Consider the following 23,300-nt stretch of genomic DNA (forward strand, 5'->3'; position numbering starts at 1 on the left):
ATTGAGAATCAGAAGTGGAAACCAGGGACTTGACGGCGATTAAAATCGCCAGGTGCGTTTCATCCCCATGTCTAAAGCCAGGGGCTTTCACGCACGGTTTTCGGTAAGTTGGGTTGCCCGATCGGCCATAAACTACCCCCAGTGGTGGAAATGATCGGCTAATTGAGGATAGGCTAATTAAGGAGCTCAGTACAGCTCCTCCAGTGCATTGTTATTGGTTGGGATGCCTTGTGTCAAACAAATTTGTCTCTGCACCGCGCTTATCCGAAGGGAGCGATCGAGACCTCTCTATAGACTCAACCCTCTGCGAACTGCCTCTGTACAGTTTCGATGTACCAACTAGCTGCTTGGGTACAGAAGTCGCCCGCGTTTTTGATAAATATCCCCGATTGCCAGGAGCTATCTTACTGGAGAATGGCAACTTTGCCGGGATGATCTCCCGCCTGCGACTGTTGGAGTACCTGATCCGTCCTCACAGACTGGAACTATTTTTGCACAAACCGCTGCACGTTCTCCACACTTACGCTCCCAGTGATGTTTTAGTTCTGTCGGATAACACACCAATTCTAGCAGCAGCGCCGCACGCACTGCGGCGATCGCCGCAATTTCTGGGAGAACCGATTGTAGTTAAAACAGAACCCAACACTTATCAACTGTTAGATATCCACGAATTAAATATCGCTTATTGGCAAATTCGCGGTATCGAAACTCAGGTACGCTACGAACGCACCCAAGCGCAGATGATTCAAAGCGAGAAAATGGCTAGTTTGGGGCGTTTGGTGGATGGGGTGGCTCACGAAATTTTAGATCCGGTGGGTTTTATTTGGGGAAACTTAACTCATGTATCGATGTATGGAGACAGCTTAATGCAGCTGGTTTCTGCTTACGAAAAATATCTGCCTGAGTTACCAAGCGAAATTGAGGAACTAAAAGAAGACATTGAATTTGATTTTTTACAGCAGGATTTGCCGCGAGCGATCGATAGTATCAAAACCGGAGCCGAACGTTTAAAAAAGCTGGTAACAAGTCTGCAAAACTTCTGTCATATTGATGAAGTTTATCCAAAACCTGCCGATTTGCACGCTTTGCTAGATAGTATTGTGTTGCTGCTCAAAAGCCGTCTTAGTAGTGAAATTGAAATTGTCAAAAATTACGGTAATTTACCGCCTGTACCTTGCTTTGCTGGGCAACTTAACCAGGTGTTTATGAATATTATTACTAATGCTGTTGATGCTTTGCTTAACGAGGCGGTTCACCAAAAGTTTGCGATGGAATTTAAAGGGAAAGTGCAAGATAATACCGCTCGCAAGCCTCGAATTGAAATTGTAACTAAAGTTTGTTCTCTGGATTCGGTAAATCGTGTAAATGAAGCTTCATCCCGCTGGGTTTCGATTAAAATTGCCGATAATGGCCCCGGTTTATCTGCTAACGCCCAAAACCAGATTATGGAATCTTTCTCGATCCAAAAGCGTACTGAGAAAGAAACAAGTTTGGCTCTGAGCTATCGAATTGTGACAGCCAAACATGGAGGTAAATTTTTGATGCGATCGCAGCTCGGAATCGGCACGGAATTTGAAGTTCTATTGCCTTTAATTTGAGGCTTTAGAAATCTTTGTTTCCAGTTATAATTTTGGCACTTAAAAAGAAATTTTTAGTGCCAGAGTGGGAAAATAATAACGCCAGAAAGTAAAAATAGTTATTAAGTATTATATATTTTAATCTTAAGTTTACTTAAATATATGTATAATTTTTAACATATAAATATCTGAACAAAAGCCTTTCCTTGGCCAATTGTATAGGCAGGCTCTCCAGCGTGAAGTTTTCGTCTGTGAGAGTGCCGCGAAATACTAACCTTAGTAGAACTATGGCTGTTTTGAAAAAGATATGGGCAAACAGAGCGCAGAAATGCAGCAAAATCAAGCATACTGGCTTAATTCCTTGTTAAATGCCGTTTTCGAGCTTTGTATCGTCAAGGATGGCGAGGGCAGGTGGCTAATTGCCAATGAATCGGCACTGAAATTATTTGGGTTGGAAGGGTTAGACTACCGAGGGAAAACAGACGTTGAGCTAGCCGATCGCAGCCAATTATATCGCGAAATATTTTTTAACAATGCCCAGCCATATGAAGGAGATAGTTGGGAAGAAAGCATCCGCTATAGTTGGAAAGATATTGTCATCTCCGACGGTACAACTAAAACTTTTGAAGTAAAAAAAGTGCCTATTTGCAATCCGGATGGCAGTCCTGGGGCAATAGGTGTAGTTTGGCGCGATATTACCGAACGTGTAGGGGTGGCTAAAAAAACTCTCCAAATGGAGAAATACTGCTGCCATCTAGAGAAATCGGTAGGAAACGACACCGGCGAATTCATAGAAATCGATCGACAAGTGCAAATCGAGGTAAGCGAACTGCAAAGATTAGAGGAAAAACTGCGTCAGAGCGAGCAGCGCTACAATGCGATCGTTGAAGATAGCACGGAACAAATTGTGCGATTTACACCAGATGGAACTATTACTTTCGTCAACGAAGCTTACTGTCGCTACTTTGGTAAGCAGCACCAAGAGATAATCGGGACTCAGTTTATAGAATTCCTTTTAAAGGAGGACGTAGAAGAATTCCTTCATCAGATTGCTTCTCTAAACCGAGCCAATCCGGTGACAGCGATCGCACACCGAAGTCCGAACGCAAACGGCGAAATATGTTGGCTGCAATGGAAATACAGAGCCATATTTGATGAACGAGATTCTCTGGTAGAATTTCAGTTTGTCGGACGGGATATTACTCAGTGCCAACAGACGGAAAAAGCCTTAAATGAAGGCGAAGAAAAGTACAAAATATTGTTTGATACATTCCCGTTGGGTATTTCAATAACAGATAAAACGGGAAATATAATAGAAGCTAATGCAGCATCTGAAAAAATTTTAGGATTATCGAAAGCAGAACATAAGCTGCGAAAATTTAATAGCGAAGCATGGCAGATTATTCGTCCGGATGGGATACCAATGCCACCAGCCGAATTTGCCAGCGTGCGAGCGTTAACAGAAAATAAAAAAATTGAAAATGTAGAAATGGGGATTTTGAAAGAAGGTGGCGAGATTAGCTGGATTAGCGTGACTGCGGCTCCGATTCCTCTGAAAAATTACGGTGTTGCTATAGGCTACATTGATATAACCGATCGCAAGCAGATGGAAAAAAAGTTGCTCAAAAGTGAAGAGCGCTTTCGCAACTTAGTAAATAGTGCGCCTTTGTTGCTGTGGACGAGCAGCACAGATGGAAATTGTGACTTTTTGAATCAAAGTTGGCTGGATTTTACCGGACGCACTATGGAGGAAGAAATAGGCAATGGTTGGATGGAAGGCGTGCATCCAGAAGATTTTCAACTTTGCTGGAATACGTACTTTTCCGCTTTTGCACTTCGCCAGAACTTTGAGATCGAGTACCGCCTCAGACGAGCGGATGGGGAATACCGTTGGATCTTAGATAAAGGCGTTCCCCGTTTCGATTCGGATGGCACTTTTATTGGTTATATCGGGTCCTGTGTTGATATTACTGCTACCAAACAGGCGCAAGAAGATTTGATTAAATCCGAACAAAAACTTTCGCTTCACATACAGCAAACTCCCCTAGCTGTAATTGAGTGGAACGTTAATTTTGAAATTGTGGAATGGAATCCCGCCGCCGAAGCAATTTTTGGTTATAGCAAAAGTGAAACGATCGGTTCTTCGGGCAATTTCATTATACCCGCAAATGCAAAAGATCGGGTTAACGGCGAGATCGAGCAACTGCTTGTCAGTCGAGGAGGCATTCGCACCACCAAAGAGAATCTGACTAAAGATGGCAGAATTATCGTTTGCGAGTGGTACAGCACGCCGTTAATCGCTCCAGATGGCAATGTCATCGGTATTGCTTGCTTAGTTCAAGATATAACCGAGCGCGTGCGATCGGAAGAAGCGCTACGGGAGACGGAAGCGTTTCTTAACTTGATTGTGGAAAATATTCCCAACACGATCTTTGTCAAGGATGCTGAAAATTTGAAATTTGTGCGTCTTAACAAAGCGGGTGAGGAACTGCTCGGTTATTCCAGAGAAGAGCTGATCGGCAAAAGCGACTATGACTTTTTCCCACCAGAAGAAGTAGATTTCTTCCGAGCAAAAGATCTCCAATTATTGGCACAAAAGCAGCTTGTGGATATTCCAGAAGAATGTATCCACACAAAAAACAAGGGGATCAGAATACTGCACACGAAGAAGTTAGCAATTCTCGACGAATCGGGAAAACCGCTGTATTTATTAGGTATTTCGGAAGACATTACCGATCGCAAGCAAGCACAAGCAGCATTGCGCGAAAGCGAACAGCGTTTATCTGCGATCGCTGCCAATATTCCAGGTTGCGTTTTTCGCTCCGTTTTGGATGCGGACGGCAGGATGAATTTAGTTTTTATTAGTGCGGGAGTGTACGAACTTACCGGTCTGAATGCCCAGCAAGTGTTAGAGCATCCAAAACTATTACAGGAACTCGTTCATCCAGACGATCGTACAAAATTTCAAGAGTCGATCGCAGCTTCAATAGTAAGCTTTCAGCCTTTATTTCAACAGTACCGGATCGTTACCCGATCGGGCCAAATCAAGTGGATTCAAGATAGCGTCCGCTTTTCTAAGGACAGCAATGGCGATGTGCTTGTGGATGGCATAACTCTGGACATTACCGAGCGAATGCAAGCACAAGAGGCGCTGCGGGAGTCGGAAGAGCGATTTCGGCAAATGACGGAGAACAGCAAGGAAGTTTTTTGGATATGCACAGCTGATGCTCGTCAGATTCTTTACATAAGTCCCGCTTACGAAAAAATATGGGGTCGCACCTGCCAAAGTTTGTACGAACAACCGCTGTCATGGATCGATGGTATCCATCCAGACGATCGAGAACTTGTAGTCAGAGGTATGAACGAACGAATGAATGCCTGGGATGAGGGTCGGCACAGTCATGAGTTTCGCATTGTGCGTCCTGACGGTTCAATTTGCTGGATAAACACTCGCTGTTTTGCCATTCGCGATCGTTCTGGACAAATTTACCGTTTAGCTGGCATTTCAGAAGATATCACCGAGCGTAAATTGGTAGAAGAAGCCATTCGACAGCAGGCGGATCGCGAGCGAGTAGTTGCGACGATAACTCAACGCATTCGCGGCACGCTCAATCTGGAGGAAATTCTCAATACTGCTGTTTTGGAAGTGCAGCAATTACTTTCGTGCGATCGAGTTGTTATCTATCGCATATGGCCGGAGGGAACGGGGAGCGTGGTGACAGAAGCAGTCGTTTCCCATTGTGAAGCGATTTTGGGCAGAACTTTTCCCGAAGAAGTCTTTCCCCAAAGTTACCATCAGCTGTACAGACGGGGAAGGGTACGCGCTATTCCAGATATAGAAAATGCCTATGTAGCAACTTGTTTGGCTGACTTTGTAAAAGAATTCGGAGTTAAAGCTAAACTGGTTGTGCCTTTGATTAATGGGGAAGAACTCTGGGGGCTTTTGATTGCCCATCAATGCACTTGTGTGCGTGAATGGCAACAGTTTGAAATTAATTTGTTGCAGCAATTGGCTACTCAGTTGGCGATCGCTATTCAACAAGCTTCTCTATTTGAAAAACTGGCAGCGGCAAACAAAGAGCTACACCGTTTAGCTTGTTTGGATGGCTTAACTCAAGTGGCGAATCGTCGAGGCTTTGACGAATATCTGCATCGCGAGTGGCGTCGGCTTCACCGCGAGCAATTACCCTTAGCTTTGATTCTGTGCGATATTGACTTTTTCAAACAATACAACGATACCTACGGTCATCAAGCGGGAGATGATTGTTTGAAGCAGGTTGCTAACGCTATTAAGCAGGCTGTACGCCGTCCTGCGGATTTGGTGGCGCGGTACGGTGGCGAAGAATTTGCCGTGATTCTGCCAAATACTAAAGCTGAAGGGGCGCTTGTAGTGGCAGAAGAAATTCGCGATCGAGTGCGATCGCAACAAATTCCCCATGCCAATTCTAGAATCAGTCCCTATGTCACTATAAGTTTAGGTATTGCTGTTACGGTTCCGACGCTGCAAACTTCTGCCGAACGGCTGATTCATGTTGCCGATTTAGGGCTTTATGAGGCAAAATACCGAGGACGCGATCGAGCTATCTTGAAAACTTGGCGCTGAAGCCACCCCAGCCCTAAAGGGACGGGGGTTCAAAATGTGATGAAACGTAATCTAGCTAGGGGAAGAGTGGGGGAGTGGGGGAGCGGGGGAGCGGGGGAATAAATGTTTTCCCTCTTCCCTTTTCCCTTTTCCCTTTTCCCTTTTCCCTTTTCCCCAGTCCCTAGTCCCGACGCCCTAGTCCCGACGCCCTAGTCCTAACTTCAAAACTATGCGATCGCGTCCTTGGTTTTTTGCTTCGTAAAGTGCCTTGTCCGCATTGGTAATTAGTGTTGTTGGCACATCATCTGGAGTGGGAATTGCACTAGCAACTCCCAAACTGACCGTAACGCAGTTGTTTACTTGGGAGCAAGGGTGGGGCAATTGCAGTTGATGAACTCGATCGCGCATAGCCTGAGCCACTTTCAAAGCTCCATGAGCCTCCGTATTGGGCAAAATAGCGGCAAACTCTTCGCCTCCGTAACGAGCGACCAAATCCGCCGGACGCTTGGCTGCAAGCCTTGCCGCTAGTGCGATCTGTCGCAGGCAATCATCGCCAGATTGATGTCCGTAGCGATCGTTATAAAATTTGAAATAATCGACATCTAATAATATTAAAGATAAAGGCTGTTTTTCCCGTGCGCCCCGCTGCCATTCTTGAAATAAATATTCATCAAAACGACGCCGATTCGCAAGTTGGGTTAAGCCGTCTAAGTTGGCAAGGCGTTCTAATTCCAAATTCGCTTGTACAAGCGCAGCTTCTGCTTTTTTGCGCTGAATCATCGACCCCAATTGGCTGGCAACTGCCTTGACAAGAGAGAGAGATCGATCGTCAGGTTTTATTTCCTGTTTTTGCAGAAACACCAAAACTGCTAGTACTTCTGACTCGAATACAATAGGAATTGCTAAGGCACCTTTAATTCCTGTTGCTGAGGCGATTGCCGCACGATGAAAAACCTGATGGTTCTCGCACGAGATATTGGCAATCCATTCCCACTTTTGAGTTTGCCAAACCCTTCCCAGCAAACCCTCACCGGGACCAAAGCAAAACGTCTCGCTTTGGTGTTGAAATTTATCGAAATGGACATGGCTAACATCCCAACAGCGACGACATTCAAGTGTAGTTGCTTCTGCATTAGGCATCCAAGCTTCCCCAAAATCCCAACCGATAGTCTGACAAACGTTTGCCAAAATTACTTCTAATGCTTCTTCTACATCGGCAGCAGAGTTAATCGCTTGAGTTGTCGTCAATAAAAACTGCAACTGGGCATTTTGAGCTTGCAATTCTAACTGAAAATGACGCGAGCGCAATTGATTTTCAATCCGCGCCAAAACTTCGATCGCCTCAAATGGTTTTGTCACATAATCCACTCCACCCACCGTAAAAGCATTCACCTTATCTATGGCTGCATCCATAGCGCTGATAAAGATTACCGGGATATCCCGCGTTCGCCAATCCTCTTTGAGATGCCGACAAACTTCGTAACCGTCCATATCTGGCATTCTGATATCCAGAAGGATCAGATCGGGAGGACTTGAGAGTACAGATTTGAGAGCCAATTTGCCATTAGGAGCTACCCGCACTTTATAGCCTTGATTTGACAAAATTTGATTTAATAAAGTCAAATTTTCCGCTGTATCGTCTACAACTAAGATGTTCGCTTTGGACGGGAAAGACTGCCCCTGAGTCATAAGCTGCTTTAATATTAATTTTTCTGAGTGTGCGTTAGGCACTTAGTCTTCACCAGTTTTACCTATAGTAAAATTTTTTGCACCGTAAATCATCGGTACAAAGGGAGATATGACGCTGAGTTAACTCAGGCTACTCTATAATTTTATCTCCCCATTGATAAATTGTTTGATGTTTATTTCCTGCCTGTCAGAAAATAAGTCGTCATCTCGCCCTTACCTTTAATTTGTATCGTACCTCTTTCTTGAAAAAGAAATTTTGCTTTGAGGCGATCGTAAACTGCTGCTGTGACCTGCGTTTCACCTGGGACGCCCGTTGACTCCATACGAGAAGCGACGTTGACGGTATCTCCCCACAAATCGTAGATGAATTTGGTTAAACCGATTACCCCACCGACTACGGGGCCAATATTAATACCGATACGGAGGCGTAAATTTTCGCGTGTTTCGGTATTAAATTTGACAATAGCCGCGTGCATATCCAGTGCCATTTCCGCGATCGCCTCAACGCGATCGGCACCTGGAATTGGCACCCCGCCGACTACCATGTAAGCATCACCAATGGTTTTAATCTTTTCCAAACCGTGTTGTTTGGATAATTGGTCAAATTCGCTAAAAATCTGATTCAGGAGTTGTATAATCTCCGTAGGATTTTTTTGCGATGCCAAATTTGTAAATCCTACTAAATCCGCAAATAAAACGCTCGCATCAGCAAAGCTATCTGCAATCACCTGCTGATTTTGTTGCAAGCGATCGGCAACAGGCTTTGGCAATATATTCAATAGTAGCTTTTCTGTTTTCTCCTCAGCTATTTTGCGGGCAGTGATATCAGAAACTGTCCCTTCGTAGTAAAGTAACTTTTCCTTAGAATCTCGCACCGCACGCGCATTTTCCGAAATCCAAATAATTTTGCCATCCTTCCGGTAAACTTGCGCCTCAAATCCAAGTACAGCATGATTTTTTTCCATTTCCGCCAAAAAATCGTGGCGACGGCGAGGATCGACATAAAGCTGCTGTTCGATATTTTGCAAACTTGTCATTAACTCTTCCGCTGAATCATACCCATAAGTCCTTGCCAGCGCTAGATTAGCACTTAGGTAACGTCCGTTTGGTGTACTTTGATAGATACCCTCTACGGCATTTTCCACAATACTGCGATAGCGCTCTTGAGTAATTCGCAGGATTTCTTCAGTTTTTTTCCGCTGAATTAGAGAACCTAACTGAGCCGCCACAGCGGTAACCAAATCGATTACTCGTGCATTTTTAGGCGTAAACTTTTTGTTGTAAAAAACAATAATTGCTAATACTTCATTTTCTAGCAATATGGGAACACCAAATGCAGATGTTAAGCCCGCATCACGCATTTGCGAATCCAAAAAAAATAAATTTTTTGCAAATGAAATATCTTCGCTCCACTGCGGTTGCTTGTCAGCCCAAATTTTGCCTTGAAATCCAACGTTTGCAGCATAAGTAACCGTTGAACTTTGGTTCCTAAATTCTAAAAATTTGGGATCGTTACTGTACCAACCTTGACTGCATTCTAAAACGCTTCTATTTTCGCTGGGAATCCAAGCTTCTCCATAGTCCCATTGAATTGTTATGCAGACTAAATGCAAGACAGCTTGTAAAGCAGAGTGAATATCATTATGGCGATTAATTGCTTGAGTTGTTACCAGTAATAAACGAATTTCCAATTCTGTTTGTCGGCGTGCTTCCAGATGCTTTTGCAGTAGTTCATTCTGCTCTATCAGTTGCAGTTGAAGTTCGCGAAGGCGAAGTTGATTTTCGATCCGCGCTAAAACTTCTGAAGGCTCAAATGGCTTGGTAATATAGTCAACTCCACCGGCTCCGAAAGCTTTAACTTTATTAATGGCTTCGTCTAAAGCGCTGATAAAAATAACTGGAATATCGCGAGTTTGCTCAGACTCTTTGAGATTTTGGCAAACTTCATAACCATCCATTTCTGGCATATTGACATCGAGCAAAATCAGATCGGGGGGATTTGACTGAGAAGATTGTAGCGCCAGTTTGCCACTTGGAGAAACGCGCACTTTATATCCATGATTGGATAAAATTTGAGTTAATAACTTGATGTTTCCTGGTGTATCGTCTACAACCAAAATATTTGCTTTAGGTGCAAGACCTTGGGTTGCGCTCATAAGCTATGTTCTGTCTGGATTAAACTCAGTAATTGCTCGAATTGATATTGGTTAGCTAAAGTAAGTAAATACTGAGCCAACATTTGATTGTGTAGACGCAATTCTTCGATAATTATAGTTATTTGTTCCAAGTCTCCCTCAACGATCGCATGACGTAAAACAAGCAATAAATCACCAGGTAAAGTAGCGATATTTTCCGCATATATCCCTAGTATTTCTGTGGTATCAGACCTGCTTACAGCAGTAGTTTCCTCATAAATAAAATCCACCCCCAAATGTTTTTGAATAGCATCAAATATTTCGTGTTCTGGGAAAGGTTTGCGAATAAAATCATCGCAACCAGCCGCCAAAACAGCCGCTTTTTCTTCTGGCAAGGAACTGGCAGTAATGGCAATAATCGCAGTAGAACGATGATCGAGTGAGGATGAAGCAGCCACGGTAGAATTTAATTCATCGTTTAGCTTTGCGGCTTCAGCCTTTCTAATCTGTTTAGTTGCCTCGTACCCGTCCATCTCTGGCATTCGCATATCCATCCAGATTAAGTGAGGTTGCCAGCGCGACCAAATTTGTAACGCTTCATAGCCATTATGAGCCGATTGTAGTTCAAAGCCAAGGGGATGGAGCAGCTTAATCAAAAGCTGGCGGTTATAGGTATTATCATCAACTATGAGCATTCGATAGAGGGGTTGATTGGGGGCAAGGGCAATCACACCACGACTTTGGGGTTGATTCTCAGTTGCGATCGCCTTGACAGTGCCGGCTCGAATTTTAAACTTAAATGTTGTACCCACCCTTATATCCTTGTTTATTTCGCAGCGATCGGCACCCGGACTGAAAGCTTTCCCGCCACTGATAACCGTTATGTCACCTCCCATCAAACACACAAATTGGCAGCTGATAGTCAACCCTAACCCGGTTCCTTCCTGCACTTTTTGGCCCGATGCCGTTTGCACGAATGGTTTGAATAACTTTTCAAATTCGCTGGGGGCAATTCCCTCGCCTGTATCTGAAACTTCAAAGTTAATTGTTATATCAAATCCTCCATCATCGCCATCGTTGGTTTTTTCGCCCGTTCCTCTGCCGCCTTCAGCGCTAACTAATACTGACACGCTTCCTTGTCCGGTAAATTTAACAGCATTGCTCACCAAATTAATCAGCACTTGCCGCAATTTGAGTTCATCAGTACGGATATATTTGGGAACATCGGCAGCACAGTTAAACTGTAATTGTAAATTTTTTTCTCTGGCTTTCCACGAAAAAATATCTTCGACATCATCCAACAAGCGGTAGAGGTCGAACTCATTTTCATTCAGCGTTATGCGTCCGGCTTCAATCTTAGAGAGGTCTAACACTTGGTTGATTAAAGTCAGCAAATGTTCGCCGCTACGACGAATAATATTGAGATTTTCTTGTTGTTCTTCAGAGAGATTGGCGGCGCGGTTCATCAGTTTAGAAAAGCCGAGAATGGCGTTAAGGGGGGTTCGCAATTCGTGGCTCATGTTGGCGAGGAAGGTACTTTTAGCGCGGTTAGCGGCTTCGGCAGCTTCTTTTGCCAATCGCAATTCTTCTTCTGCTTGCTTGAGAGCGGTAATATCTGTAGCAGCGCCGATGACTCCCTGCACCTGACCGTTTGCTTCAATAAACGGACTGATGATGATTTGATACCAACGCAGTCCACCTTCAGGGGTTTTGATAGGTTGAGCCGGGATAATTTCGGTACGAAGGGTTGACATTACTTTGCGATTGATTGCCAGGAATTTTTCTAGTTCAAAATTCGGTTCTGAGGGTGATTTAAGAATATTGCTCCCCGCAGAATCATCAAATCGATCGCCTGCAAATTCATAATCGGTTTTACCCCTCATTTCTTCAATTGTTGAGCCGTACATTTCAGCAGCCCATCGGTTGACAATCAGGAAACGCAGTTGCCGATCTTTGACAAAGATAGCACTGGGAACTACATCGATTACCTGATACAGAAAAGCTCGCTGTGCTTCCAATTCTGCTTCGGCTTGTTTGCGGGCGGTGATATCGACTCCGATTCCCAGCACGCAAATATCATCTTTTCCGGGTAGGCGGATCGGAATTTTTTGCCACTGAAACCATTTTTCTTCGTTAGTATAATTGACAACTTTTTCCTCACCAATAAACAATGGCTGACCCATTTCAATGACATATAGGTTTTCTTGTATAAAAAGCTCAACAAGCTCTGAAGAATAACAGAAGTCTGAATCTTTTTTACCGATCAGTTCTTCTGGAGTTTTGTTGTAGAAACAATGGGCACCAGCTTTGTTAACCAGCAAAAAGTGTCCTTCTCTATCTTTGACAAAGATGGTGTTCGGGTCGTTATCGATGACTGTTCGCAGGAACTCTTCTTGCTGTTTGATTTGTACTTCGGCTTGTTTGCGATCGCTAATATCCTGCACCGCTCCCAGAATTTGCGTCGGTACACCATTCTCATCTCTAGAGAAGACAACTTCTCGCGTACAAAGCCAACGCCAATCGCCATTTTTGTGTTGGAATCGATATTCAGTGGTCAGCACTTCATTGTCATTAAGATTGATAAATCGATCCGGCATTTCGTAGCACAGGTGTCGATCTTCTGGATGAAAACAATTAACAAACCATTCCGGATCTGCTTGGTAAATTTCTTCTGGTGAGTAGCCTAAAATGCTCGTACACTGTTGGTTCAAATAGATACTCGTCTTCTGTTTGACATCGAAGAGGTACAAAATCTGCGGTGTTGCATTGGCAACCTTTTGCAGAAAATATTGGCTATCGCGTAATGCTTGTTCTATCTCTTTACGATCGCTAATATCTAATATCACGCCATGCCAAACTTTAGATCCGTCTTCGCGATATTCAGGTTGAGCTTGGACACGCAGCCATCTTTGTTTTCCAGAAGGAGCAATATTGCGCCATTCCGAACTCAAAGAAGTCATGTTTTCGATGGCGCGAACAACTGCTTCTTCATGCTTGGCTCGGTCATCGGGGGAAATTTGGTTTAATAGGGTATTTTCATCCGCTAAAACTTCTTCTGGAGCGAGTTCAAACATTTCTTGGCAACCTTCGCTGATATATTCAAACTTTGCCGCACCATCCGGATAATATCCATACGAGTAAAGAGTTCCCGGTATGCTTGCAGTCAGGTGTTTGAGTCGAGCTTCGCTTAGCCGTCGCGCTTCTTCTGCATACTTGCGATCGCTAATATCTTCCTGGACGGCGACGAGAATTGTGCCATACTCAGGATGTTCAAATTTGGACGTAGTTGCCCGACACCAGAAGGGTGTACCGTCTTTCCTAACATTATAAACTTCATAGGAATATTCGCCATAAGTCAGGATATTGTGGGCAATTTCTGCGTGAATGGCTTCAGCATCAATGGTTTCATCTTGGTAGTTAACTATGGCAACATTCTTGCCATTTAGTTCACCCGAATCGTAGCCAAACATCCGTTCAAATTTGGGATTGGCATAGACAATGATGTTATCGCTGATTCTCACCAAACAAATGCCTTCTGCCACATTTTTGACGATGATGTCTTGCAGTTCCAGTTGCTTCTGTGCTTGCTTTAATTCAGTTAAGTTACGGACGCTGACCACTACACCTGAAACTGTGCGATCGGCCTCAAAATAAGGAGAGTAAGTGACGCTAATAAATCTGCGTCCCTCTGTATGCTTATCAAACCACATTTCGTATTGTACTGTCTCTCCTATTAAACAACGTTCGTGACTCGTCTGGATTTGTCTTTCAAATATCTCTTTGCCTACAATTTCTATAACTTTGTGTCCGACAACTTCGTCATAGCGCTTCTGATGATAGTTCAGGTATGCTTGGTTGACGATTTGATAGGTGTAGTCAGGGCTGACCAAACAAATCCCATCACTTGTTGTTGAAACTATCCGTTCGTACTTTCGCAGTTGTTCCTCAGCTCGTTTGCGATCGCTAATATCTCGTCCTTCGGGAATCAACAGCGTTACTCTTCCGGTTTCATCTACGATCGGACGTAGGGAAAAATCGATCGTCATAATTCGCTCATCTTTTCCCCAAACATCAACTTCGTAGCGAACAAATACACCTTGAGCCGCTTGAGAAATGGCTGCTTTTAATTGTGCTTGAGTTTCCGGAGAAATTGTCCACCATTTCCCTTCCCAAAATGGCTTACCGACCACTTCATCTCGATTGATTCCCGCAAAATCCAGTGCGGTTTGATTGCTTTCTAAAACAATACCATCGGGTTGGAGCAATCCTACAAACTGAAAGGCTCGATCGAAGATAGCGCGAAATCTTTGTTCGCTTTCTTTCAAGGCTTGTTCCATTCGTTTGCGATCGCTCGCATCGCGGTGAGTTCCTGCCATCCGCAACGGCTTGCCATTTTCATCGCGAGCCACTACCTTACCGTAGTCTGCCACCCATTTCCATTCACCCGACTTAGTGCGGAGCCGATAGTCAAAAGCGTAGAGAACCGAACTGTCTTTGAAATGAGCTTCTACGATCTCTTTCACCCAAACCATATCATCTGGATGTGTCAGATAATTCCAGGTACTCACTTCCTGTGGAAGTTCATTTGCTTCATAACCCAGCATCTCCATGTAACGGGGACTGTAATACACTTCATTTGTCACCAAATTCCAATCCCACAGCCCATCGCCGGAGCCTTCCAGCGCCAATTGCAAACGCTCCTCGCTTTGTTTGAGCGCTTCTTCTATTCGCTTGCGATCGGTAATATCTCTTCCTACCGCTTGCAATTCTACAAGCTCACCGTTGTCATCAAATATGCCTCGCTCGCTCCAGTGCGTCCAACGTATTTCTCCACGAGCAATCACCCGATTTTCCATAGTGACGACGGGATTTTCCACGCTAATGAAATTGCGGAGAGAAGCTACATACTCGGAGTCTTCTTCGTGGATACTAGGTTCGTACCGATACCCGACTATTTCTGACCGCTTGTGTCCGAAAAATCTACAGAACGCTTCATTAGCAAAGGTAAGAGTACCGTCTGGTAAAAACCGCACAATCAGTTCTGTTTGATCTTCGATGATGGCAAGATAACGTGCTTCGCTTTCTCGTAATGCCGCTTCTGCTTGATAGCGATCGCTGAGATCGCGAGCGCAGGCAAAGTTATATTCTTTACCGTTAAACTCCAAATAGTGGAGCGAGACTTCCATCGGGATAGTTGTGCCGTTTTTGCGCCAATGTTGCGAGGTAAAAGTCATTGTTTTTTGCTCTTTGAGCGCTTGCCAATGCTCTGGCCACTTATCGATCGGAAAATTGGGATCGTTATCCCAGACGTACATTGATAGAAACTCTTCGCGGGTGTATCCCAGTTGTTTGGAAGATGCTTCGTTCGTCCGCAAAATCTTCCCGTGGCGATCGATCAAAGCGATGCCGAGAACTGAGCGTTCTATACAAAAATCTGCCAGTTGCAGCTGTTCTTCGATCTCCTTGCGATCGGTGATATCCTCAAATAGATACATCCGTCCGAAGTAGCGATCGCTCTCATCGCGAATTTGGCTGGAAAAGCGGCGGATAATCCTACCATCTTGAAAAATAATCTCGTCTTCAACAACATCTCGATTTGCCACATTTTGCAGTAGTTCGCAAGATTCAGCAAATGCGGTCGCATCCTTAATTAAAGACACACAGTCAGGAATCAGATCTTTGTTCTTCAGTTGACCGCACTGCATTTGTGTTTCCAGATGTTCGATTCCCCAAATTTCGCAGAAGCGGTGGTTGAAGTAGAGAATACTATCGGTGCGGTTATCGACTACATAAAAAGCTAGCGGTGAAGCATTAGCCATTGAGCGCAGCAAAGTTTCTTTCCACCGTAATTCCTCTTCTGCTTGTTTGCGATCGGTAATATCGGAAAACGAAGCTACAACTGCATAAGGAAGAACTTCACCAGTTTTTCGCAGAGGTTGAGAATTAATGGAAATCCAGGTTAAGCGATCGTTTGGCTTGCGGATACCCATCACCACATTTGAGCAAGGTTTGCCAGTTCGCAGGGTTACCATTGCCGGATGTTCCTCACCTGGAAAAGGCGAACCGTCCTCGCGAATCGCTTGCCAACGCGGATCGATCGAACTCCGCCCCATCATTTGCTTGCGGGACAAGCCGAGAATTCGTTTGGCACTAGCGTTACAGGTGTGGATAACACCGCTCCTATCTTGCAAGACAATACCTTCTGCCATTGCTGTCACCACTGTGCGATAGCGTTCCTCGCTTTCCTGCAAGGCGGCTGTAAAACGTTTGCGTTCTGTGATATCTCGCACGATACAAACTATTTCATCCGCACCGCTTTTGACAATGCGTGCTTCGTAGCTGTGTATCCGGTCAGCTTTTTGCAGGTCATGCTCGTAGATTTGTAGCTTTCCGGTGGCAACTGCTGCTTGGAAACGTTCTAGTAGGTCGGCTTTGATTTGTTCGGGAATGGGTAAATCTTTTAAGTTTCCGCCTATGAGACTTTGGCGAGGTAAAAGCATCGTGCTTTTGTCTCCCGCTACGTCTAGATAAGTGCCATCTATCCGTTGCCGAAACATCACATCGGGCATAGCGCTCAACAGTGCCTCCATTCTTTGTTCGCTTTGCCGCAATGCCGCTTCTGTTTGTTTGAGTTCGGTAATATCGGTGGAAATACCGCAGATGCCGTAGATGCTACCGTCTTCACTTTTCAAGGGAACTTTTATAGATAAATAGTAACGATATTCTCCGTTGTTAAGCTCGCCCACTTCTTCAAAACGATGGACAACACCGCTCTCAATCACCTTTCTGTCATTTTGTCTGAGGGATGAAGCTGTCTGTTTTGAGAATAATTTGAAATCGTTGCTACCGATAATTTCGGCTTCGGTAAAGCCAAATACTTCTTCGATTAAATGATTGATATATATATAGTTGCCCTGCAAATCTTTGATGTAAATGCAGGCACCAACGTTATCTAAGATAGCTGATAGTTTGGCTTCGCTTTTCCGTAATTGGGCTTCTATTTGCTTGCGCTCGGCAATTTCTTGTTCTAACTGGGCATTAGTTCGGGCTAGTTCCGCTGTCCGATCCTGTACTTGGGCTGACAGAATTCGGTTGTAATTTGCGAGGATTTCTTCTGCTTGTTTGCGATCGGTAATATCGCGCACCATAATCAGCGCTTCTTCTTCGCCAGCAGGGGAAATGCGGACTTCTTCGTAGCTAATTTTGCCGTATTTGACAACTTGATGCTCGTAAACCTGCAATGTCCCTGTTACCAGCGCTCGTTCGATCGCTTGTAACTGGATTTGCAACAATTCCGGCGGCAGCAGTTCGGAAAGGTGCTGTTCGATCGGAAGGAAGGTTTGTGCTGGCGGATCTTTGGGCGGCAAACAGCTAGTACAGGAGCCATCTGGCTTGACTCGCAGCATCAAATCTGGTATTGCTGCTAGGATAGCCCGGTTTCTGGCTTCGCTTTCTTGGACAGCAACTTCTGCTAGTTTGCGATCGCTAATTTCATTTTTCAATTCCTGATTGGCTTTTTCCAGTTGTGCGGTGCGTTCCCTGACTCTGATTTCTAACTCGTCGCGAGCTTGTTTGAGGGCGGCTTCTGCTAGGATGCGATCGGCTATTTCCCCCTCCAGTTTGAGGTTGAGAACCTCCAGTTTTGCTGCCGAAGGTAAAGCGAGTGCCTTTGGCATCAAGTTCGCTACCTGTATCGCTGTGTAGGCTGACACTAATGCGGTGAAGGCTTTGATCGCACCACTCAGCCAATAGGTGGGATGCCAAAGCGTCCAAATTTCCATCAGGTGAGTTGTACCGCAAGCGACGATAAATGCCCCACACAGCAGAAATACCCAATTGAAGGGCAAATCTTGCCGTTTGCGAACAAAATAAAGCAGCGTAATGGGAATTGAGTAATAAGCTACCGCGATCGCTAAGTCTGATGCGATATGGAGTCCCACCAATCCAGGCTTCCACAGGTAGCAATGACCGTGCGGGATAAATCCTCCATCAGTAAAAATATGTCCCCAGAACTCTAGCATAATTAAGATTTTGTTTAGTTTTGTGCTTGGTTGGTTGTCGATCGAAGTGGCAATTAATTACCAATTTATCCCAACTGCTCGCGTTGCTTTACTTACGCGGCTTAGCAGCACCCTCTTTCATATCTTATGCCAGCATTTTTATATCCCCTCCCTTTACAAAAGATATATGAAAATCTTTTCAGATGTAAACTGTTTGGAGATAAATTTTTGATGGTGCGTTAGGCGTACCTTAACGCACCCTACTAAGCTAGTTAATTAAATTTCCAACAAACCGGGTGGCGGCGTAATTTCAATTCGTTTATTTTCCAGGTCTACCACAGGTACGATCGCTTTCACAAACGGAATCAAAATTTGTTTGTTATTCTTCTCGTTCGCGGATTTAACCATCAACAAATCGTGACCTGCTGTAGTAATATCTTCTACAACACCAACCTTTTCACTTGTTAATTGGTTAAATACTTCCAAGCCAATTAAGTCTAAAACGTGAAATTCGTCTGCTTCTAAGTTTGGTCGATCGCTTGCTTTTACCATCAACTTGCAGCCGCGCAACTCTTCGGCTTGCGTGCGATCGTTTATGTCGGCGAATTTTACCACATATATGCCCTTGTTGGGAATATACCGACCCGATAATAATTTTATCGGTTCCGGTTCTGCGGCGTGCGATCGCAACAACCAACGCTGTCCTCGTTTCTCAAACCTTTCCGGAAAATCCGAGTCCGGATAAACGCGCACCTCGCCGTTTAAACCTTGCGCGGCAACAATTTCACCTATTTCTATCCATTCAGAACTATTCATGGAATATCCTCTATTTGTGGTTTAGTTATATCATTCAATATTCCATTCACAAGCTGATATTTATCAGTCGGTGATTCACCTAAGCATTTTGAACACCACTTGAATAAAGTTCTAAGTGATGCACAAGTATCGGGACGTGACAAAACATATTCAACATTGAGATTTTCGATGATTTTTCCACCATGTTCTTTCTTGTCGAAATCGCTGTACTCTTTTTTAATTTCACTATACGGATTGCGGATAGTCTCTACATCTCCCGGATAATCTGCGAACGAGGTTCCTAATACTAAATTAACCGCCTCAGCGTGAGCTAGGTAATAAGCTTCCAGCATATTGACTAAGAAATGTACAGAAGCACGATGTCTTTGTTCTGGCGGAAGAGAGTCAAGAATTTCTCGGTATCGATCGAAAACCTCTTGTGGCTGCTCGTGATTGTGATACTCCAAATCATCTACAAGTATTACATAGGTATTTGCTTCATTGAGATGCTTTCTGGCTGGTAATGCAATCTGTTCAATGTGTTTTGTAGAAATAGCTTTGTTAGTCCCAGTCACGGTTAGTTTTGACTTTCGTTTTTCCGAAGTTATCCGTCCAAGCTGAGGAATACGGCTCAACACTTTAAAAGTGCAATAACCAGACTCCATCAGCGCTCTAAATAACTTAGGAAGGTGCAGTTCTTCAGTCTCTCCTGTGACAAGCAATCCGAACTTCAAATAACGATATTGCTGAGGCTCGTTATTATCTTGACTCTTCATTCAGCTTCTTCCTCAAACGGAGACTTACTTTGAGGTGCAATCATCTCAGCCATGTAGAGAGAACCAGTGGCATATTCTTCCAGTAAATCTTGGATACCTTCAATCTCGCTGACTCGTTTCATTACTGTTCGTCCCATCTCGTCAACTTCCGCAGCCAATATATTCTCTGGCTCAAATTGACTAATAAGTACCGGAGAGTGAGTGGCAATAAATACCTGCTTATTCCATCTTTCAGTAGCGAGTTTGACGGCTTTCCCAAAAACTGCTAATGACCAAGGATGAAGCGATATTTCAGGCTCGTCAAACAATATTAGTGAATAGCGGTCTTTGCCTTCCGAAAATAAAGCTGTGAGATTGATCAGCATCTGAAGATGTCCATCTGATACTCCTGATGCTCGGATTGGTTTGCGCCGTCTTTTATCTATAAAGTTTGCATAAACTGTGTATCGACCAGTTTGTTCAAAAAACAAATCGTCGAAAGATGGGAAGCTTTGTCGCATAAAATCAATTATTGTGTCATATCGATCGTCAATGACTCGTCTATCGTGTAAGTTTCTCAATACTGACCACAAGTTTTCACAACGATCCTGTAACCGCTCTCCAAAATCAGATTCCGAGCCAAATCGTTTGATTTTGAATAATGAAGCAGATCTTGATTGATAGGAACGCAGGCGACGAAGTAAATTGTCTATATCGGAAGCGGCAGAATCACTATCTTCCAAACCTACATATCTGGTTAAGGCTAGTTTTTCCGGATCTCTGAGAACAGAGACTTCTAATTGTTCAGATTTTAAGTGATAAAAGGAAGACTTGTCACTGCCTATTTTTCTGTCAATTACGTAGGTATCGCGGTGCTTAGATTGTAATCTTTCTCCAACAAAAGGTTCTATTCTGCCTGAAGAATATCCAAAGGATACTTCGTATTTAGCCGATTCAGTTTGAATTGCGATCGATATATTTTCGCCTTCATCCGAGCCATCCCAAAGAAGACCGATGCCATGATCTCTTTCGGAGGATGCTAAATCAACTCCGCGAATGGCGCAGTCTCGCACAAACCATATTGTATCCAGAAAGGTTGATTTTCCGGCTCCATTAGGCCCGAATAAAACGTTTAGAGATTCGGTAGCAATATCTACATCCGCAAGCGAACGGAAATTCTTGATTTGCAAACGAGTTAATTGATTTGGCATAGCTACGCCTGTCATTCTTTTTCCTATTAAGCACTCACAACTGAATATACTTCCTGCACCACCTTCGCCAAACGCTGCATTCCAACTTCAATATCCTCGTCGGTAGCAGTCAGACTGATGCGGATACACTCATTTTTATGTTGCCAATCTTCACGCAAACCGGGGAAGAAAGAACTACCCGGTACAACAATTACACCCACCTTTTTCAACTGTTGATATAATTCCCAGTCGGTCATCGGTAAATTTTCTAACCACAACCACGCAAAAATTGCGCCTTCACCGCGATGGAGAAACCAGGGCAAATCTTTGGGCATTGCTTGCTCTAGTGTATTTTCTACTACATCGAATTTTTTCTGGTAGTAGGGGCGAATGACTGTTTCGGAGATGTTGGCTAGCATTCCAGAGGCGATCGCACGGGTGGCGATCGCTTGCCCGTACCGAGATGAATGGATACACATATTAGTTTGGAACGACTCAACCACCTGGATGGCGCTTTCGGAACCGATCGCAATTCCAATCCGTTCTCCCGGTAAGCCAGCCTTGGATAAGCTCATACAGTGGATGATATTATCCCCAAATATCGGTGTCATTTCCGTAAAGTTCAAGGCCGGGAAGGGAGGCCCATACGCAGAATCAATTAATACAGGTACATCGTAATTTGCCGCCAAATCTGCGATTTTGCGTACTTCTTCATCGGTAAGGACGTTGCCCGTAGGATTGCAGGGACGGGAGAATAAAACGCAACCCGTACTTTCGTTAACTTCCAGTTGGCTAAAATCCGGGCGGTATTTGAAGCGATGGGCAGCCGCATCGATATCCAGTGTTGGTTTATACGCTAATAACGCCTGCGGCACTAAAGTCACGCCGCCATAACCGGTGTAATCTGGACTCAGGGGCAGAACGATTTGCTTTAATTCTCCAGTTGTGGTGTATCCGCCAAAAGCATTCGCGGCGTAGAAATAGAGACTTTGACTGCCAGGGGTAATCAGGATGTTGCGATTGGTGAGATTTAACCCATAGCGACGATTGAAATCGGTAGCTATTGCCTCAATTAACGGTTCGTAGCCTTGAGAATCACCGTAGCGGCAAACAACTTTACCGTATTCTGAACTATCTAGCAATTCTTTGGTGCAATCCCGCCACAGTTGTTCGACTTCCGGCAAAATGACGGGATTTCCAGGACTGAGATTGATGAACTCCTGCCCAGCACCTGCTTGTAAAGTTTCTTTGATATCTTTCATAATTGCCCGCACGCCGGTGAGGTGGGACATTCGATCGCCAAATTGAGTCAGGGCAGGGTTCATAGGAGCGGGGGAGTGGGGGAGTGGGGGAGTAGGGGAGGGGGAGAGTAGAGTAATTTCTTGACTCAAAACTCAACACCTTCTCATTCAAAGCCTCTTTTATCGATGCTAATCGATTAGTTTGGCAAAGTACATATGGACGAGAAACCGGGTTGCTTGCGGATCTCTAAACGTGAAAGCCTGGATTTTTCGTAAAGAAACGCGGTTTATCAAGTATCTCGCGTGCGGGCAAAAGTTTACAAAGCGATAAACTTTTTTAAGATTGGCTCGATCGAAATTGACTCAAAATAATAACCAAAAGGGTATAAAAAGAAACATTGCCTTGCTTTCTTTTCTTAGCTTAAACCAAAAGAAGCCCCACGTCCACTCACGAAGTGAGGCGTGGGATGAATTTTGGGGCTATGACGAATTGACCTCCGACTTATGTTAATCGTAAATTAACGCGGAAGTGAGGTCGATGAGGAATTGCCAAATTCTTTTGGTTGGGGTAAAGAGTCTATCAGTTCTTCTACTACTTGAGTCATCGTTTTATCTGACTGTACTGCATATAATTGCAACTTATTAAAACGACGTTCTGACATCCTTAATCTTAATTGTTTATTTTTCATTTTGGATACACAATGGTTACATATAAATGTTATAATGTATTTCAGATAAAAACAAGGAGGTGATTTAAAGTGTTGAAGGCAATTAAGGTCAGACTATATCCGACAACTGGCTAAAAAACTTGTAGCGAAGGTTCACGAACGTATATCACATTCCCGCCAAGATTTTTTACATAAGGTCAGTAAAAAATTGGTTGATGATAGCCAAGTCATTGCTGTTGAAAATCTCAATGTAAAGGGATTGGTACGGAACCGTAAGCTGTCTAAATCTATTTCGGACGCTGGATGGGGAATGTTTGTCAATTTCTTGGATTATAAGTTGAAGCGTCAGGATGGAAAGCTCATAGAAATTGACAGATTTTTCCCTAGTTCTAAGATGTGTTCAAATTGCGGTCACGTTGTTGATAAGTTAACACTTGATATACGTGAATGGGACTGCCCAAAGTGTTTAACTCATCATCACAGAGATTCTAATGCAGCACTGAACATAAGGAATGAAGGCATCCGAATTCTAAACTCTCCTGCTTGTCAGGAAGCCACTGCCGGAGGGAACCGCTCAACGAAACTTACTCAAACCTACTCAAAGGCGGAAAGTCCAGTCATTCGTAGTGGGTCAAGCACCACAGGGTTAAACGGCAAACCCTTTATTC

At 44.1% G+C, this 23,300-nt stretch carries 11 protein-coding genes; 3 read left to right on the forward strand and 8 right to left on the reverse strand.

Annotated elements, in window-relative coordinates:
* Positions 1–230 precede the first annotated feature (230 nt).
* Together H6G03_RS31585 and H6G03_RS31590 are read left to right on the forward strand one after the other, a co-directional pair.
* Entirely contained in the window at positions 231–1,598 is a 1,368-nt protein-coding gene (locus H6G03_RS31585) for a sensor histidine kinase (protein ID WP_190473878.1), read from the forward strand.
* 286 nt (positions 1,599–1,884) lie between these two features.
* Positions 1,885–6,180: a sensor domain-containing diguanylate cyclase gene (locus H6G03_RS31590; protein ID WP_190473880.1), complete on the forward strand. Its 4,296-nt coding sequence runs from the start codon at positions 1,885–1,887 to the stop codon at positions 6,178–6,180.
* Between the two features lie 174 nt (positions 6,181–6,354).
* On the opposite strand, the gene H6G03_RS31595 is transcribed toward H6G03_RS31590, so the two are convergent.
* The 8 genes from H6G03_RS31595 to H6G03_RS31630 form a co-directional block, all read right to left on the reverse strand.
* Positions 6,355–7,848: a diguanylate cyclase gene (locus tag H6G03_RS31595; RefSeq protein ID WP_190473882.1), complete on the reverse strand. Its 1,494-nt coding sequence runs from the start codon at positions 7,846–7,848 to the stop codon at positions 6,355–6,357.
* A gap of 173 nt (positions 7,849–8,021) precedes the next feature.
* Positions 8,022–10,004, reverse strand: a complete 1,983-nt coding sequence (locus H6G03_RS31600; RefSeq protein ID WP_190473884.1) for an adenylate/guanylate cyclase domain-containing protein — start codon at positions 10,002–10,004, stop codon at positions 8,022–8,024.
* Positions 10,001–18,004: a PAS domain S-box protein gene (locus H6G03_RS31605; protein ID WP_190473887.1), complete on the reverse strand. Its 8,004-nt coding sequence runs from the start codon at positions 18,002–18,004 to the stop codon at positions 10,001–10,003. The genes H6G03_RS31600 and H6G03_RS31605 overlap by 4 nt, the downstream gene beginning before the upstream one ends.
* A gap of 255 nt (positions 18,005–18,259) precedes the next feature.
* Entirely contained in the window at positions 18,260–18,799 is a 540-nt protein-coding gene (gene rimM / locus H6G03_RS31610) for a ribosome maturation factor RimM (RefSeq protein WP_190473889.1), read from the reverse strand.
* Positions 18,796–19,554, reverse strand: a complete 759-nt coding sequence (locus H6G03_RS31615) for a DUF4276 family protein (RefSeq protein ID WP_190473892.1) — start codon at positions 19,552–19,554, stop codon at positions 18,796–18,798. The genes rimM and H6G03_RS31615 overlap by 4 nt, the downstream gene beginning before the upstream one ends.
* On the reverse strand, positions 19,551–20,759 hold the full coding sequence (locus H6G03_RS31620; protein ID WP_199315578.1) for an AAA family ATPase: 1,209 nt from the start codon (positions 20,757–20,759) through the stop codon (positions 19,551–19,553). The genes H6G03_RS31615 and H6G03_RS31620 overlap by 4 nt, the downstream gene beginning before the upstream one ends.
* 11 nt (positions 20,760–20,770) lie before the next feature.
* Positions 20,771–22,048 (reverse strand): valine--pyruvate transaminase, encoded by a 1,278-nt coding sequence (locus H6G03_RS31625; protein WP_190473894.1) that lies wholly within the window; start codon positions 22,046–22,048, stop codon positions 20,771–20,773.
* Positions 22,049–22,482: 434 nt separating this feature from the next.
* The gene (locus H6G03_RS31630; RefSeq protein WP_190473898.1) at positions 22,483–22,626 is read right to left on the reverse strand and encodes a hypothetical protein; all 144 of its coding nucleotides are present in this window, start codon (positions 22,624–22,626) and stop codon (positions 22,483–22,485) included.
* 169 nt (positions 22,627–22,795) lie between these two features.
* Here H6G03_RS31630 and H6G03_RS31635 point away from each other — a divergent pair.
* Positions 22,796–23,300, forward strand: a 505-nt coding sequence (locus H6G03_RS31635; protein WP_322112009.1) for an RNA-guided endonuclease InsQ/TnpB family protein, incomplete at its 3' end; no start/stop codon positions are given.

This window comes from Aerosakkonema funiforme FACHB-1375 (genome assembly GCF_014696265.1).
Taxonomy (GTDB): domain Bacteria; phylum Cyanobacteriota; class Cyanobacteriia; order Cyanobacteriales; family Aerosakkonemataceae; genus Aerosakkonema; species Aerosakkonema funiforme_A.